This is a genomic window from Variovorax sp. GW821-FHT09B05, assembly GCF_059418265.1.
Genome location: NZ_JBWKPN010000008.1, coordinates 49,556 through 65,668 on the forward strand (window position 1 = coordinate 49,556; position 16,113 = coordinate 65,668).

Annotated in this window: 11 protein-coding genes; 4 read left to right on the plus strand and 7 right to left on the minus strand. The window is 70.3% G+C overall.

Annotation, left to right across the window (positions count from 1 at the left end):
- Positions 1-34: 34 nt before the first annotated feature.
- From AC07RM_RS21210 to AC07RM_RS21230, 5 genes are read right to left on the minus strand one after another with little or no spacing between them, the layout of a single operon-like run.
- Entirely contained in the window at positions 35-880 is an 846-nt protein-coding gene (locus tag AC07RM_RS21210; RefSeq protein ID WP_495335773.1) for a LytR/AlgR family response regulator transcription factor, read from the minus strand.
- Complete coding sequence (locus AC07RM_RS21215; RefSeq protein WP_495335774.1) at positions 877-1,995, minus strand: sensor histidine kinase; 1,119 nt, start codon at positions 1,993-1,995, stop codon at positions 877-879. Before AC07RM_RS21215 ends, AC07RM_RS21210 begins: the two co-directional genes overlap by 4 nt.
- Complete coding sequence (locus AC07RM_RS21220; RefSeq protein ID WP_093339854.1) at positions 1,992-2,285, minus strand: 2TM domain-containing protein; 294 nt, start codon at positions 2,283-2,285, stop codon at positions 1,992-1,994. Before AC07RM_RS21220 ends, AC07RM_RS21215 begins: the two co-directional genes overlap by 4 nt.
- The gene (locus AC07RM_RS21225) at positions 2,282-3,229 is read right to left on the minus strand and encodes a sterol desaturase family protein (protein ID WP_495335775.1); all 948 of its coding nucleotides are present in this window, start codon (positions 3,227-3,229) and stop codon (positions 2,282-2,284) included. Before AC07RM_RS21225 ends, AC07RM_RS21220 begins: the two co-directional genes overlap by 4 nt.
- Before the next feature lie 53 nt (positions 3,230-3,282).
- Positions 3,283-3,804 carry a DUF6622 family protein gene (locus tag AC07RM_RS21230; RefSeq protein ID WP_495335776.1) on the minus strand — a complete coding sequence of 174 codons (522 nt, stop codon included), beginning with the start codon at positions 3,802-3,804 and terminating at the stop codon, positions 3,283-3,285.
- A gap of 332 nt (positions 3,805-4,136) precedes the next feature.
- Here AC07RM_RS21230 and AC07RM_RS21235 point away from each other — a divergent pair, with 332 nt between their 5' ends.
- The 4 genes from AC07RM_RS21235 to AC07RM_RS21250 all read left to right on the plus strand — a co-directional run bounded on the left by AC07RM_RS21235 (position 4,137) and on the right by AC07RM_RS21250 (position 14,591).
- Positions 4,137-5,870 carry an efflux RND transporter periplasmic adaptor subunit gene (locus tag AC07RM_RS21235; protein WP_495335777.1) on the plus strand — a complete coding sequence of 578 codons (1,734 nt, stop codon included), beginning with the start codon at positions 4,137-4,139 and terminating at the stop codon, positions 5,868-5,870.
- A 69-nt stretch (positions 5,871-5,939) separates the two neighbouring features.
- Positions 5,940-9,068, plus strand: coding sequence for an efflux RND transporter permease subunit (locus AC07RM_RS21240; protein WP_093339845.1), 3,129 nt, complete (start codon positions 5,940-5,942; stop codon positions 9,066-9,068).
- Between the two features lie 703 nt (positions 9,069-9,771).
- On the plus strand, positions 9,772-13,086 hold the full coding sequence (locus AC07RM_RS21245; protein ID WP_495335778.1) for an efflux RND transporter permease subunit: 3,315 nt from the start codon (positions 9,772-9,774) through the stop codon (positions 13,084-13,086).
- Positions 13,087-13,130: 44 nt separating this feature from the next.
- Positions 13,131-14,591 (plus strand): efflux transporter outer membrane subunit, encoded by a 1,461-nt coding sequence (locus AC07RM_RS21250; RefSeq protein ID WP_495335963.1) that lies wholly within the window; start codon positions 13,131-13,133, stop codon positions 14,589-14,591.
- Between the two features lie 126 nt (positions 14,592-14,717).
- Here the strand turns inward: AC07RM_RS21250 and AC07RM_RS21255 are convergent, their stop codons facing one another.
- Positions 14,718-15,083, minus strand: coding sequence for an SPW repeat protein (locus tag AC07RM_RS21255; RefSeq protein ID WP_495335779.1), 366 nt, complete (start codon positions 15,081-15,083; stop codon positions 14,718-14,720).
- A gap of 86 nt (positions 15,084-15,169) precedes the next feature.
- A complete protein-coding gene (locus AC07RM_RS21260) occupies positions 15,170-16,036 on the minus strand; it encodes a MurR/RpiR family transcriptional regulator (protein ID WP_093339835.1) in 867 nt (288 codons plus the stop codon).
- Positions 16,037-16,113 lie beyond the last annotated feature (77 nt).

Genomic DNA, 16,113 nt, shown 5'->3' on the forward strand with positions numbered 1-16,113 from the left:
CCGGCTTTTTCTTTGGGATGCATCGGCCCGGATTTCACATCGCGCGAAATAGATGGGCGTAGAGCCGGCTGACCGGTATCCGCTCGGGCCGCCCGCGCAGGTCGAGGGCGAGCTTGCCGGCCTCGTCGCGGTGCACCGCCTCGATGGCCGAGGCGCGCACGACGACCGCCCGGTGCACCTGCCAGAAGGTCTGCGCATCGAGTTGCGGCAGCAACTGCTTGAGCGGGGTGCGGATCAGGTATTCGTGGTCCGCGGTCAGCACCCGCAGGTATTTGTCGGCGGCCTCGAAATACAGCACCTCGTCGATCGGCACCATGCGCACCGTGCTGCCGCCGGCGTCGCTGGCGGCGATCATGCGCAGCGGCGTGGCCGAGGGCTCGGGCATCGGCGCACTGGCGCCGCCCGCGGCGGCCAGCACCTCGCGCCAGCGCGCCAGCGTGCGGTCCAGCGCCTCGTCGGCCGGCGTTTCGGCCGCCGGCCGCGCGGCCAGCGCCTGTTTCAGCCGCGCCACCGTCTTGCGCAGCCGCTCGGGCTGCACGGGCTTCAACACGTAGTCGATCGCCTGGGCCTCGAAGGCACGGGCCGCGTACTCGTCGTAGGCGGTCACGAAGACCAGTTGCGGCATCGGCGCTTCGTCCGTGGGCCAGGCGTCGGCCAGTTCGGTGGCGGCGCCCAGGCCGTCGAGGCCCGGCATGCGGATGTCGAAGAACAGCACCTGCGGCAGCAGCCGCAGCGCCTCGCGCACGGCGCTGCGGCCGTCGCCCGCGATGGCGGCGATCTTCAGCTCGGGCCAGGCGGCGGCCAGTTCGGCCTTCAGCGCTTGCGCGAGCAGCGGTTCGTCCTCGGCGATCAGCGCGGTGGGGATGGCGGCAGTGTTCATGGCGTGGGGGAGGCGGCCGGCGCGTCGCCGGTGGAGGAGGCCTGCAGCGGAAAGCGCAAGGTGGCGCGGGTGCCCGTGTGCTCGCCGGGCGCCAGCGTCAGGGTGGCGCGCGGGCCGTAGACCGTGGTCAGCCGTTCGCGCACCTGTTCGAGGCCGAAGCCGCCGCCGTCCCGCGACGTCGGCGGCGACGCGGCATCGAGCCCGATGCCCGTGTCGCTCAGTTCGATCACCAGCAGGTCGCCCTCGCGGCGCGCGCGCACCGCGATCTCGCCGCCCTCGACCTTGGGCTCGAGGCCGTGGCGGATGCTGTTCTCCACCAGCGGCTGCAGCAGCAGCGGCGGCACCGGCACTTCGCGCAGCTCGGCCGGCAGCTCGAGCGCGTAGCGCAGCCGCTCGCCCATGCGCACCGACATCAGCTCGAGATAGTCGGCCAGCCGGTCGAACTCGGCCCCCAGCGGATGCGCGAGCGTGCGCGAGCCGCTGAGGGTGACGCGCAGGTAGCTGTTGAGCCGGTCGAGCATGGCCACGGCGCGCGGCGGATCGAGCGTGATCAGTACCCGCAGGTTGGCCAGCGTGTTGAACAGCATGTGGGGCTCGAGCTGGGTCTCGAGCAGCTTGAGGCGCGCCTCGGTGGCGTCGCGCCGGGCGCGCTCGATCTGGCCCTGCAGGTGCTTGCTCTTGCCGAGGCTGTAGAAGAAGAAGCAGGCGCCGGCGGTGGCGACCAGCGTGATGGTGAGCGTGGTCGCCAGCTTGTGGCCGCGGTAGTCGAGGAAGTCGAGCAAAGGCGCGCCGCTCCAGGCGTCGCCGATCAGGTTGCCGAGCAGGAAGCCGGCGGTCACGCCGAAGCCGATCAGCGCGATGCTCTGCGTGCCATGCGGCCAGAGCACTTCGCGGTGGCCGCTCATCAGCAGCCGGCCGCCGTCGATGCACAGCCAACTGATCAGGCCGATCGCCATCGAATAGACCATGTGGTTGGCCCAGCTGCGGCCGCTCGAGATGCTGAGCGCGGCCGCGATCAGGCAGCAGAAGACGGCGGTGATCAGCCCGTGCCGCAGCAGGTCGCGCAGGTTCTCGATGCCGAACCTGGGACGGGCGGCGGCAGGGGCCTGGTTCAACGGCGCTCCCCGGCGGCCAGCGCGCGGCGTTCGCGTTCGACCAGGCGCTCGTAGAAGTCGCCGCCCGGCGCGATGAACCAGATCACGGCGCCATGCACCAGCAGGCCCAGGCCCCAGCCCATCAGCGGATAGACGGCCCAGGTGTGGCCCTTCGAGGCCGACAGCGCGACCAGCCCGAGGTTGACCAGCACGTAGACGAAGGCATGGATGTACCAGCCCATCTTGGCGCCGGCGCGGCGGCGGGCGCGCTTCTCGAGTTCTGCGGGAGAGGGGGAAGAGGACGTGTTCATGACAGCTCCTTGATCTGGACAGGAATGAAATCGGTGGTGGGGGCGGGCGCCGGAGCCTCGACGGCCGCGCGGCGGCGCAGCTCCTCGGTGGTCTCGCCGGGCCCGTCGGGGTTCCAGCCTGGCGGCTTCACGAGGTAGCCGACGAAGGCGCGCACCGAGCGGGCCGAGGCCAGGTCCTTGAACAGCGCGCGCCACTGGCTGAACTCGATCTCGAGCAGGTTGTACGAGGTGATCGGCTTCACGAGGCCGTAGCGGCAGGGCAGGTCGGCGCGTTCGGGGATGTAGGTGCCGAACAGCCGGTCGAACACGATCAGCACGCCGCCGTAGTTGCCGTCGAGGTACTCAAGGTTCGAGGCATGGTGCACGCGGTGCGCCGAGGGCGTGTTGAGCACCCATTCGAGCGGCCCGAGCTTCGGGATCCAGGCGGCGTGGATCCAGAACTGGTAGAGCAGGTTCAGGGTCAGCATGATCAGCACCACGCGCGGCGGCATGCCCAAGAGCGGCGCCAGCATGAAGAAGGCCAGCGTGCCGGTGAGCTTGCCGGTCCAGCCGAAGCGATAGGCGGCCGACAGGTTCAGCTCGTTGGGCGAGTGGTGGATCGCATGGGTGCACCAGAACCAGCGCACCCGATGCGCGGCACGGTGGTACCAGTAGTAGCAGAACTCCTGGCCGATGAAGCAGGCGGCCCAGCCGGTCCAGTGGTCCATCGGCAAGGTGAACAGGCGGTGCGCGTAGAGCCAGTCCATGGCGCCGACCCAGAAGACCAGCGGCAGCAGCCAGCGCAGCGGGTATTCGCGCACCAGGAAGTCGAACACCGAGATGCCGGCCGCCTTCCAGTCGTAGCTGCGCCAGCCGTTGCGCCACGAGAGCACCAGCGCTTCGGCCAGCGAGGCGATCAGCACCACGGACACCGAGATCTTGAGGATCAGCACGAGGACGGACATGGCGCTTCCTGCAGGCGTGGGGGAATGGGCGGGCGAAAAGGGCGGCGCCGATCTTAGGCGGCGCCGGCTCCGCTGGCCATGGCGTCGGTGGCGATCGCCAGCTTCCACAGGCGCAGGGCGCGGGCCGCGAAGACGCCGCTGAAGGCGCCGTAGAGCACGGGGATCGCGACCGCGAACACGCTGTCGTGGCGCAGCTCGGGGTGCATGACCAGCGCCACGCCGACCACGTACTTGGTGAAGAAGATGCCCATCATCAGCGCCAGCGGCACCGCGCTGCCGGCCAGGTGGAAGCGGCGCGTGACGGCGTCGTAGCGGGTGCTCGCGGGCAGCGGGCGCCGCAGCACCAGCGCGATCATCACGGCCGCGGCGGCGGCCCAGCCGAGCAGGGCGCCGAGCGAATCGCCGAAGGCCGAGGCCACGCCCATCAGCGACAGCGCGCCCATCGCGATCGGCATCAGCGTGATGCGCGTCAGGCTCACGCTGCCCGACAGCAGCTGCTTGCTGCCGAGCCAGACCAGCAGCACGAAGACGGCGAACACCCACTTGGGCGTGTGAAGAAGGATCTGGATCAGCATGGGGTGGCTCCTTGATCGGTCGAGGGTGGAAAGGCGGCCGGAAAATCCGGGAGAAACGATGGATGCCCGAGGGCGTTGGAGCGGACTTTGCCGGCGCGCTCGCAGGGCCGCCACGGCCGTGCGATGAAATGCGGGGGCGCGGCGCGAAGTGCGTGCCGGCGGCGCCAAATGCGGCCGGACGCGGCGCGCGGGCGGCACGGAATCCGGTGGGCCGCGGCCCGCCGCCCCCGAAGTCGAAAGCTTTACCGTCGCTTTACGGCACAGCAAACTCTGCATACACCTTTCGGCGCTGTACTCTAGGCCGCAACCCGTTCAGGCTCTACTCGCTTCCCATGGACCCCCACACCCCTGTTCCTCCGCCGGCCGCCGCATCGCCCACGCATCCCCCGGTCCGACGCCGCCGCTGGGTCGGCAGCCTGATCGCGCTGTTATTGCTCGTGGCCCTGGGCGGCGGTGCCTGGTACCTGGTGCAACGCGCGAAGACGCCGGTGGCCGGCCCCGGTGCCGGACCCGGCGGCCCCGGTGGGCCGGGCGGTCCTGGCGGCCGGCGCGGCGGCGGTGGCGGCGGCGCCGCTTCCAGCACCGTCGGCATCGCGACCGCGCGGCAGGCCGACATCCCGATCCAGCTCGAGGCGCTCGGCACCGTCACGCCGCTGGCCAACGTCACCGTGCAGCCGCAGGTCTCGGGCGTGCTGACGCAGGTGCTGTTCCAGGAAGGGCAGATGGTCAAGAAGGGCGACGTGCTCGCCACCATCGACCCGCAGCCCTACCAGAACGCGCTGGCCCAGGCCACCGGTGCGCGCCAGCGCGACGAGGCGCAGCTCGCCGCGGCGCGCGTCACCCTGCAGCGCTACCAGACCCTGCTGGGCCAGGACTCGATCGCGCGCCAGGACGTCGACACCCAGAGCGCGCTGGTCAAGCAGCTCGAGGGCACGGTCGCGATCGACCGCGCCAACGAGAACTCCGCGCGGCTGAACCTGACCTGGACCCGCATCGCGGCGCCGGTCGGCGGCCGCATCGGCCTGCGGCCGGTGGACGTGGGCAACTACGTCTCGACCGGCACCAGCGGCGGCATCGCCGTCATCACCCAGATCGCGCCGATCGACGTGGTGTTCTCGGTGCCGCAGGACCGCGTGCCCGAGGTGCAGGAGCGCCTCGCCGCCGGCGCCAAGCTGCCCGCCACCGCCTTCGACCGCACGCGCGTCAAGCAGCTCGCCACCGGCAGCTTCTCGACGCTCGACAACCTGGTCGACACCCAGACCGGCACGGTCAAGGCCAAGGCCCGCTTCGTCAACGCCGACGGCGCGCTGTTCCCGAACCAGTTCGTCAACCTGCGCCTGTTGCTGCGCACCGTGACCAGCGCCGTGGTGGTGCCGGTGACGGCGATGCGCAACGGCCCGAACGGCGACTACGTCTATGTGCTGAACGCCGACAACACGGTGTCGCAGCGCGTGGTGACGCGCGGCGAGTCGAGCGTCGACAACATCGCGGTGACCGCCGGCCTGAATGCCGGCGAGGTGGTCGTGACCGAGGGCGGCGACCGCCTGAAGGACGGCGCGCGCGTGCAGACCCAGGCCGACCGGCCCGCGGTCGCGCCCGGTGCCGCCGCCAATGGCCAGCACCGTGGCGGGCGGCGCCAGCGCGAGGGCGCGCAGGGCGGCGCTCAAGGCGGGCAGGCACCGGCCGGTGGCGCCGCGTCGTCCGCCGCGCCCGCGGCCGGTGGCAACGCCGCGCCCGCGCCGGGCACGGCGCCCGCTGCTCCCGCAACGGCCCCGGCCCCTGCGGCCGCGCCCGCCACCGGCGCCCAGCCGGCGGCCCCCGCCGCCGCACCCACGGCGGCCGCCCCCAAGCTCCCCACCGCCGAACAGCGCCAGCGCATGCTCGACGCCGCCAAGGACGACCCCGAGCAGCTCGAGCGCCGCAAGCGCTTCCTCGAACAGCTCGACCGTGGCGATCCGGCCGCGCTCGAGCGCTGGCAGCGCATGGCCGAGCGCCAGGGCCAGGGTGGCCAGGGTGGCCAGGGCGGGCAGGGCGAGGGCCGCCGCCAGGCGCCGCAAGGCCAATGACGCGCCGGCCTTCCGCCTCGGCATCCACCGCCGCGCCGCCCGCAGCGCCCTCGACGACGAATTGATCCCATGAGCCCTTCACGCCCGTTCATCCTGCGGCCGGTGGCGACCTCGCTGCTGATGGTCGCCATCGTGCTGGCCGGCCTGGTGGCGTTCCGCTTCCTGCCGCTGTCGGCGCTGCCGCAGGTCGACTACCCGACGATCCAGGTCCAGACGCTCTACCCGGGCGCCAGCCCCGAGGTGATGAGCAACACCGTCACCGCGCCGCTCGAACGCCAGTTCGGCCAGATGTCGGGGCTCGACCGCATGAGCTCCACCAGCGCGGCGGGCGTGTCGATCATCACGCTGCAGTTCACGCTGGGCCAGACGCTCGACGTCGCCGAGCAGGAGGTGCAGGCCGCGATCAACGCCGGCGGCTCGCTGCTGCCGGCCGACCTGCCGGCGCCGCCGGTCTACGCCAAGGTCAACCCGGCCGACGCGCCGGTGCTCACGCTGGCGATCACCTCCGACACCCTGCCGCTGACCGAGGTGCAGAACCTCGTCAACACGCGGCTCGCGCAGAAGATCAGCCAGGTCTCGGGCGTGGGGCTGGTGTCGCTCAGCGGCGGCCAGCGGCCCGCGGTGCGCATCCAGGCTAACACCCAGGCACTGGCGGCCAACGGCATCGGCCTCGACGCGCTGCGCACCGCGATCAGCGCGGCCAACTCCAACGGCGCCAAGGGCAGCTTCGACGGCCCCAAGCGCGCCTACACCATCAACTCGAACGACCAGCTGCTCACGGTCGACGACTACAAGAACCTGATCGTCTCGTACAAGAACGGTGCGCCGATCCGCATGGTCGACGTGGCGCGCGTGGTCAACAGCGCCGAGAACAACCAGCTCGGCGCCTGGGCCGGCACCAAGGCCGCCGGCGATGCCGAGGGCACGCTCACGCCCGCGATCATCCTCAACGTGCAGCGCCAGCCCGGCGCCAACGTGATCGCCACCGTCAACGCCATCAAGGCGCAACTGCCCGAGCTGCAGGCCGGCATGCCCGCGGGCCTGAAGGTCGAAGTGCTCAGCGACCGCACGGCCGGCATCCGCTCGTCGGTCGAACACGTGCAGATGGAGCTGGTGCTCGCCGTCGTGCTGGTGGTGCTGGTGATCTTCGCCTTCCTCGGCAGCCTGCGCGCCACCGTCATCGCCAGCATCGCGGTGCCGATCTCGCTGATCGGCACCTTCGGCCTGATGTACCTGCTGGGCTACAGCCTCAACAACCTGAGCCTGATGGCGCTGACCATCGCCACCGGCTTCGTGGTGGACGACGCGATCGTGATGATCGAGAACATCGCGCGCTACATCGAGGAGGGCGAGAAGCCCTTGCAGGCCGCGTTCAAGGGCGCCACCCAGATCGGCTTCACCATCATCTCGCTGACGGTCTCGCTGATCGCGGTGCTGATCCCGCTGCTGTTCATGGGCGACGTGGTCGGCCGGCTGTTCCGCGAGTTCGCGGTCACGCTGGCGATCACGATCCTGATCTCGGCCGTGGTGTCGCTCACGCTGGTGCCGATGATGTCGGCGCGCTGGCTCAAGCACGAGCCCAAGCGCGACCCCGCCAGCCACGGCATCGCCGCGCGCGCGCAGCGTTTCTTCGACGGCGTGATGACGCGCTACGACCGCTCGCTGCACTGGGTCATCGACCACCAGGCGCTCACGCTGCTGGTCGCGCTGCTCACCCTGCTGCTGACCGTGGCGCTCTACCTCTCGATCCCCAAGGGCCTGTTCCCGACCCAGGACACGGGCCAGCTGCAGGCACGCATCGAGGCCGCGCAGGACGTCTCGTTCGACCGCATGTCGCAGCTGCAGCAGCAGGCCGCGCGCGCCGTGCTGGCCGACCCCGACGTCGAGAACCTCAGCTCCTTCGTCGGCGTCGATGCCGCCAACAACACCATGCTGCACACCGGCAGCATGCTGATCAACCTGCGCCGCGGCCACGACAGCCAGCAGGCCGTGATGGACCGCCTGCGCGAGCGCGTGCGCGGCGTGGCCGGCGTGACCCTCTACCTGCAGCCCACGCAGGACCTGACCATCGACGCCGAGACCGGCCCCACGCAGTACCGCGCCTCGCTCGAAGGCGTGGACGGCGCCGCCATCACCGACTGGATGCAGCAGCTGGTGGCCAAGCTGCAGGCCGAGCACGGCGACAAGGTGCGCAACGTCAGCAGCGATGCCGGCGCCCAGGGCCTGGCGGCCTTCGTCAACGTGAACCGCGACACCGCGGCGCGGCTGTCGATCACCGCGAGCACGGTCGACGACGCGCTCTACAGCGCCTTCGGCCAGCGCATCGTCTCGACGATCTTCACCGAGACCAACCAGTACCGCGTGATCCTCGAGGCCCAGCCCGGCATGGTGAACACGCCGCAGACGCTGGGGCAGCTCAACCTGATCGCGGGCTCGGGCACCGCGACGCCGCTCTCGGCCATCGCCGACATCAGCGAGCGGCAGGCGCCGCTGCAGATCACGCACGTGGCGCAGTACCCGGCGAGCACGCTGAACTTCGATACCGCGCCGGGGGTGGCACTCGGGTCGGCGGTCGACACGATCCGTGCGACGGCGAAGGAGATCGGGTTGCCGAAGAGCATCACGATGACCTTCCTCGGGGCTTCGGGGGCTTACGAGAAGTCGTTGTCGAACCAGCTGTGGCTGATCCTGGCGGCGGTGGTGTGCGTGTACATCGTGCTGGGGGTGCTGTACGAGAGCTACGTGCATCCGCTGACGATTCTGTCGACCTTGCCATCCGCTGGGGTGGGGGCGCTGCTGGCGTTGATGGTGACGGGCAATGACCTCGGGGTGATCGGGATCATCGGGATCATCCTGCTGATCGGGATCGTGAAGAAGAACGCGATCATGATGATCGACTTCGCTATCGATGCGGAGCGCACTGAGGGCAAGTCGCCCCGGGAAGCTATTCATCAGGCGGCGTTGTTGCGGTTTCGGCCTATCTTGATGACTACGCTGGCTGCCTTGTTTGCTGCTGTGCCTTTGATGTTCAGTTTCGGCGATGGTGCTGAGCTGCGGCGTCCTTTGGGGTTGGCTATTTTTGGGGGGTTGATCGTTAGTCAGTTGCTGACTTTGTTCACTACGCCTGTTATCTATTTGGCGTTTGATCGGTTGGGTGGGGCGCGTCGGTCTGGGGTGGTTGAGGAGGAGGCGGTTTGAGTTTCCTCTCTCGTTCGGCTGCTTTGTGTTCTTGTGCTGCTTCTCCTGCGGGGGCTGTTGGCCGGGAATTCGCCCCGGCGGGCGAGTCACTTTCTTTTGCTTCGCCAAAAGAAAGTAACCAAAGAAAAGGCGACCCCGCTGTCTGTGTCCCTCCGCTTCGCTACGGGCAACCTGCGGTGCTCGGGGAAAGCGGGGGTCCGCAGAACTCGCTGCGCTGCGCTCCGCTCAGACAGCTGCGGCCCTTATCCCGCTTTCCCCTGCGCTCCTCGGCACAGCCAGAGGGGAGTGGGTCGGGCCATCGCTGCGCTCGGCCCCGCATACCCAACGGGCCTTCGCTTCGCTCGGCCGTGGTGAAAGGTCCAGGGCCTGCCCGTCCCTACACCCCACACAAGGACGCGCCATGGCGCGTTGACCCTGATCCCCTCTGGCTGCGCCGAGGAGCGCAGCGTTTCGCGGATCAGGGCTCGCAGCTGTTTGAGCGAAGCGAGTTCTGCGAGACCCCGCGAAACGCGAGCACCGCAGGTTGCCCGCAGCTTCGCTGCGGGTCGCAGACAGTGGGGTCGCCTTTCTTTGCTTACTTTCTTTGGCGAGACAAAGAAAGTGAGTCGCCCGCCGGGGCGAGACCCGGCCTACGCCCTCTGCAAGAGGCAGACCGGCAGCAAGCCAACACACCTAAGCTGGGAATCAAAGAAGGAGGCAAGAGATGAACCTCTCCCGCCCCTTCGTCCGCCGCCCCATAGGCACAGTCCTCCTCACCATCGGCATAGCCCTGGCAGGCATCGCAGCCTTCTTCGTCCTCCCGGTCTCCCCGCTCCCGCAAGTCGACTACCCCGTCATCTCGGTCCGCGCCTCCATCCCGGGCGCCAGCCCCGAGACCATGGCCACGAGCGTCGCCACGCCCCTCGAACGCCACCTGGGCACCATCGCCGGCGTCAACGAGATGACCTCGACCAGCTCAGTCGGCTCCACCCGCGTCACCTTGCAGTTCGACCTCAGCCGCAACATCGACGGCGCCGCGCGCGAGGTGCAGGCCGCGATCAACGCGAGCCGTGTCGACCTGCCCGCCACCCTGCGCAGCAACCCGACCTACCGCAAGGCCAACCCGGCCTCGTCGCCGGTCATCATCCTGGCGCTGACCTCCAAGACCAAGACCCCGGGCCAGATCTACGACGCCGTGTCGAACATCGTGAGCCAGCGGCTGTCGCAGGTCGACGGGGTGGGCGACGTGGAGATCGGCGGCGGATCGCTGCCGGCGGTGCGCATCGAGCTGCTGCCGTTCGCGCTCAACCGCTACGGCATCAGCACCGAGGACGTGCGTGCCGCGATCCAGGCCTCGAACGCGAACCGGCCCAAGGGCATGGTGCAGGGCGAGGGGCGCAAGCTGCAGGTCTACACCCAGACGCCGGCGCTGCGCGCGAGCGACTACGCCTCGATGCTGGTGGCCTGGCGCAACGGCGCGGCGGTGCGGCTGGCCGACGTGGCCGAGGTCTACGACGGCGTGGAGGACACGCGCACGCTGGGCCTGTTCAACGGCGAACCGGCGGTGATCGTGCTGATCACGCGCCAGCCCTCGGCCAACATCATCGAGACGGTCGACGGCGTGCGCGCGCTGCTGCCCGAGCTGCAGTCGCAGCTGCCGCCCGACGTCGAGCTGCGCGTGGCCTCCGACAGCACCAGCTCGATCCGCGCCTCGCTGCACGAAGTGGAATTCACGCTGGTGGCCTCGGTACTGCTGGTGGTGCTGGTGGTCAGCCTGTTCCTGCGCAGCGCGCGCGCCACCGTCGTGCCCGCCGTGGCCACGGTGGTCGCGCTGCTCGGCACCTTCGGCGTGATGTACCTGCTGGGCTTCAGCCTCAACAACCTGAGCCTGATGGCGCTCACGGTGGCCACGGGCTTCGTGGTCGACGACGCGATCGTGGTGCTCGAGAACACCAGCCGCCACATCGAGGCCGGCATGACGCGCATGAAGGCCGCGCTGCTCGGCGCCAAGGAAGTGGGCTTCACGGTGCTGTCGATCAGCGTGTCGCTGGTGGCGGTGTTCATCCCGCTGCTGTTCATGGGCGGCCAGGTCGGGCGGCTGTTCCGCGAGTTCGCGGTCACGCTGTCGGCGGCGGTGATGATCTCGCTGGTCATCTCGCTGACCACCACGCCGATGATGTGCGCCTGGCTGCTCAAGCGTGGCGGCGAGGCCGACAAGACCAAGCCGCCGGGCCGCTTCGCGCGCTGGTCGGAACGCGGCTACGAGTGGGTGCTCAAGCGCTACGAGGTCAGCCTCGACTGGGCGCTCGGCAGCAAGGCGCTGGTGGCGCTGATCCTGCTGGCGGTGATCGGGCTCAACGTCTACCTGTTCAGCGCGGCGCCCAAGGGGTTCTTCCCGCAGCAGGACAGCGGCCAGCTCAACGGCGGCCTGCGCGCCGACCAGAGCATCTCCTCGCAGGCGCTGGCGGCCAAGCTGCGCGAGGTGGTCGACATCATCCGGCGCGACCCCGCGGTCGACACGGTCACGGGCTTCATCGGCGGCTCGCGCGCGGGCGGCGGCTTCATGTTCGTCAACCTCAAGCCCGCGAGCCAGCGCACCGAGAGCGGCCTCGCGGTGATCGCGCGGCTGCGTCCGCAGCTCAACCAGGTGACCGGCCTGCGCGTGTTCCTGAGCCCGGTGCAGGACGTGCGCTCGGGCGGGCGCTCGAGCAACTCCACCTACCAGTACACGCTCAAGAGCGACAACCTGGCCGACCTGCGCACCTGGGCCGGCAAGCTGGCCGACGAGCTGCGGCTGCAGCCGAACCTCACGGACATCGACACCGACCAGGACCAGAACGGCGTGGAGACGGTGGCCGAGGTCGATCCCGACAGCGCGCGCCGGCTCGGCCTGACCTCGCAGGCGGTGGACAACGCGCTCTACAACGCCTTCGGCCAGCGCCAGGTGGCGACCATCTACACCGAGCTCAACCAGTACCACGTGGTGATGGAGTGGGCGCCGCGCTACACGCGCAGCCCGAATGCGCTGCGCGACGTCTACGTGCCGGCCACGCGCACCTCGGTGGTGGCGGGCCAGACCGTGACCACGCAGGTGGCGGCCAACGGCACGACCAACCAGTCGACCTCGGTGGCCACGAGCAATACGGCCACGGGCTCGAAGACCGGCACCGCGTCGACCGCCTCGAGCACCACGCCCACGGTGCCGGTGTCGGCCAACGCGGGCTCGCGCAATGCCTCCACCGGCAACGTGCTGAGCAACACGCCGACCACGCTGGTGCCGCTGTCCTCGGTGGCGAAGTTCGTCGAGCGCTCGGTCGCGACCTCGGTGAGCCACGAGGACGGCGAGCTCGCGACCACGATCTCGTTCAACCTGGCCGAGGGCGCCAACCTCGGCGACGCGCGCGAGGCGATCGCCAAGGCCGAGGCCAACATCGCGATGCCGATCAACGTGCGCGGCGCCTTCGCGGGCACGGCGCTCGCGGCGCAGCAGTCGCAGGGCCAGCAGGCGATGCTGATCCTGGCCGCACTGGTGGTCATCTACATCGTGCTGGGCATCCTCTACGAGAGCCTGGTGCACCCGATCACCGTGCTGTCGACGCTGCCCTCGGCCGGCGTGGGCGCGGTGCTGGCGCTGCTGATGTTCCGCATGGAGTTCTCCATCATCGCGCTGATCGGCGTGTTCCTGCTGATCGGCATCGTGAAGAAGAACGCCATCCTGATCATCGACTTCGCGCTCGAGGCCGAGCGCTCGCGCGGCCTGAGTCCGCTGGAAGCGGTGCGCGAGGCCTGCCTGCTGCGCTTCCGCCCGATCCTCATGACCACCATGGCGGCCGCGCTCGGCGCGCTGCCGCTGGCGATCGGCTTCGGCGAGGGCGCCGAGCTGCGCCGGCCGCTGGGCGTGGCGATCATCGGCGGGCTGATCGCCAGCCAGGTGCTGACCCTGCTCACCACGCCGGTGGTCTACCTGCTGCTCGACAAGCTGCGCCGCCGCGGCGCCGACGAGAGCCACCTGAGCCGCACCATGGAGGTCCAGCCATGACCGCAACGACAAAGACACCACGGCCCGCACGCGCCGTTCGAAGAATGCCCGCCTCCCTGTTCCAGACTCCCTTCTTTCCGCAGCGCATCGCGCTGGCCGCGACGCTCGCCGCGCTGCTCGCGGGCTGCGCCGTCGGCCCGGCCTACCAGGTGCCGGCCGCCGTGTCGCCCGCGGGCTGGAAGGAACAGAAGACCGCCGAGGGCTGGCTGCCGGCCGCGCCGGCCGACACGCTCGAGCGCGGCGAATGGTGGAAGTTGTTCGGCGACCCGGTGCTCGACGAGCTCGCGGGTCGGGTGCAGGTGTCGAACCAGAACATCGCGGCCGCGGTCGCCAACTACGCGCAGGCCCAGGCGCTGGTGCGCGGCGAGCGCGCGGCGCTGTTCCCCTCGGTCTCGCTGAGCGGCAACGGCAAGCGCAGCGGCAACATCGGCGGCGACAGCAATGCCTCGAACGCCTTCTCGGCCACGCTCGCGGCCGACTGGTCGCCCGACGTCTGGGGCCGGCTGCGCGCGGCCGTCAGCAGCGCGCAGGCCAATGCGCAGGCCAGCGAGGCCGACCTCGCGGCGGCGCGGCTGTCGGCGGTGGGCGAGCTGGCCACCAACTACTTCTCGCTGCGCGAGGCCGATGCCGAGATGGTGCTGCTCAACGAGACCATCGAGGGCTACCAGCGTGCCTACGAGATCACCAACAACCGCTACCAGGCCGGCATCGCCGCGCAGACCGACGTGCTGCAGGCGCAGACCCAGCTCGTGAACGCGCGTGCCGACCGCGTCGGCCTGCAGCGCACGCGCGCCACCTACGAGCATGCGATCGCGGTGCTGGTGGGCGCGGCGCCGGCCGACTTCAGCCTGGCGGCCGCGAAGTGGACGCCGACGGTGCCGGGCGTGCCGACCGGCGTGCCCTCGACGCTGCTGCAGCGCCGTCCCGACATCGCGGCGGCCGAGCGCTCGGTGGCCGCGGCCAATGCGCAGATCGGCATCGCGCGCGCCGCCTACTTCCCGAACTTCGGCCTCAACGCCTCGGTGGGCAGCAACGCGAGCAAGGTCAAGGACCTGTTCAATGCCTCGAACACGCTGTGGGCGCTCGGGCTGTCGGTGGCGCAGGTGGTGTTCGACGCGGGCGCCATCGGCGCCAACGTCGACTCGGCCAAGGCCGGCCACGAAGCGGCCGTGGCGCGCTATCGCCAGACCGTGCTGACGGCCTTCCAGGCGGTCGAGGACCAGCTCAGCGCGGGTGCCACGCTGGCCCAGCAGGAAGGCCTGCGGCGCGAAGCCTCGGCCGCGGCCGACAAGACCGAGCAGCAACTGCTCAATCGCTACCGCGCGGCGCAGGTCAGCTACACCGAGGTCGTGACCGCGCAGGTCGCCGCGCTCAATGCGCGGCGCTCGCTGGTGCAGCTGCAGGTCAATCGCCAGTCGTCGGCGATCGCGTTGATCCAGGCGCTCGGCGGCGGCTGGCAGGCCGAGTGGCTCGCGGACGCGGGCACGCAGCCGGCCACGCGCTGATCGCGTCGGCAAGGCGGATCGGGGAAAGGTCGCGGACGCACGCGGCATCGCGCGCGTCCCTGGAGTCGCCGCCGCGCCGCAATTCATCCGGCGGCCGGCGGCGTTCGAGAAAGGACCTTCAGGGCCTCAATGGGCCGGGCGGTCCGTCATGCCGCCCAGGTAGTCCTTGTCGGTCACCAGCACCCACAGTGCCAGCACCAGGATCGCCGCGGCCACGAACACCGCGTTGACCAGCGCCACCTCGAGCCCGCCGAAGCCCAGCACCCACGGCGACACCGCGAGCCAGACCGCGAGCGCGACCTCGGTCCACTCCTCCCAGGCCTGCGGCACGAAGGTCGCGCCCAGTGCCACGGCACCGAGCACGAGGCCGGTACCGATCGCGCCCCACATGGCGAGCGTGTGGCCCTGGAAGCCCAGGACCCAGGGCGAGACGATCAGCCAGACGCCGAGGACGGCGTTGACCGGGTCTTGCCAATGCTTCACTTGCTTCATGGTCTTTACCTCCTGTCGCGGCAACAGCAGGACGCGCGACCGCGACCGGGGTTGGACTGCCCGGCCTCGCCAGGGGTTCCGCGCGATCAGCCGCCGCGCGCCACCGGCGGAACCAGGTAGGCCCCCGACTCGAACAGCTGCGCCTCGGCCTGGTCGATGCGCCGGATCACGGCCTTGCCTGCACGGCTCGCGAGCAGCTCGACCAGCGCCTCGGCCACGGCCACGCCTGCGGCCACCGAGGGGAAGAACGAGGGGCTGTGGATGGTGAACAGCAGCGTCTCGTCGGCCCGCAGCGAGAGCGGCGAGCCGAGGCTGTCGGTCAGCGCCACGATGCGGCTGCCCGCGGCCTTGGCGGCCTCGGCCACCTGCAGCGCCTCGCGCGAGTAGGGCGCGAAGCTCGCGATCAGCACCACGTCGCCGCGCCCGAAGGCGCGCTGCTGCATCTCGAGCGTGCCGCCCTGGCCATCGACCAGGTGCACGCTGCCGCGAAAGAGGCGGTACACGTAGACGAAGGAGAAGGCGATCGGGTAGCAGGCGCGAAAGCCGGCTGCGTGCACCGCGGGCGCCTTCTCCATCAACGCGCAGACCTTCTGCAGCGCCTGTTCGCTCTGCTGCTGCGTGGTCTCTAGGTTGCGGCGCTGCACCTCGAACATCTCGCCGGTCAGGCCCCGGTCGCGCGCGCGGCCCACCAGCTGCTGGGCGCGCGCGCCGTAGGCCTCGGCGCCCAGGCCCATGTCGGTGGCGAAGGCGGCCTTGAGCTGCGGCCAGCCGTCGAAGCCCAGCGTCTGGGCGAAGCGCACCAGCGTGGCGGGCGTGCTCTGCGCGCGCGTGCCGATGCCGCGCATCGAGCCCGTGACCACCTCGTTCGGATGGTCGAGCACGTAGCGCGCCACCTGCTGCAGCGCGGGGCTCAGGTCGTCGAAGCGCTGGCGGATCTGGTCTCTGGCGCCCATGGCGTCGTTCCTCTTGGTCTCTGGCGTTGGAACGAATGTACCGGAGGCGCGCCCGCTGTTCCGGGCCGGGGCTGGAA

Bases quoted from the DNA above. Each gene is read 5' to 3' on its own strand.
- AC07RM_RS21225 (WP_495335775.1), bottom strand. From the start codon at position 3,229: ATGTCCGTCCTCGTGCTGATCCTCAAGATCTCGGTGTCCGTGGTGCTG.
- AC07RM_RS21250 (WP_495335963.1), top strand. From the start codon at position 13,131: ATGCCCGCCTCCCTGTTCCAGACTCCCTTCTTTCCGCAGCGCATCGCG.
- AC07RM_RS21220 (WP_093339854.1), bottom strand. From the start codon at position 2,285: ATGAACACGTCCTCTTCCCCCTCTCCCGCAGAACTCGAGAAGCGCGCC.
- AC07RM_RS21260 (WP_093339835.1), bottom strand. From the start codon at position 16,036: ATGGGCGCCAGAGACCAGATCCGCCAGCGCTTCGACGACCTGAGCCCC.
- AC07RM_RS21235 (WP_495335777.1), top strand. From the start codon at position 4,137: ATGGACCCCCACACCCCTGTTCCTCCGCCGGCCGCCGCATCGCCCACG.
- AC07RM_RS21240 (WP_093339845.1), top strand. From the start codon at position 5,940: ATGAGCCCTTCACGCCCGTTCATCCTGCGGCCGGTGGCGACCTCGCTG.
- AC07RM_RS21230 (WP_495335776.1), bottom strand. From the start codon at position 3,804: ATGCTGATCCAGATCCTTCTTCACACGCCCAAGTGGGTGTTCGCCGTC.
- AC07RM_RS21255 (WP_495335779.1), bottom strand. From the start codon at position 15,083: ATGAAGCAAGTGAAGCATTGGCAAGACCCGGTCAACGCCGTCCTCGGC.
- AC07RM_RS21245 (WP_495335778.1), top strand. From the start codon at position 9,772: ATGAACCTCTCCCGCCCCTTCGTCCGCCGCCCCATAGGCACAGTCCTC.
- AC07RM_RS21210 (WP_495335773.1), bottom strand. From the start codon at position 880: ATGAACACTGCCGCCATCCCCACCGCGCTGATCGCCGAGGACGAACCG.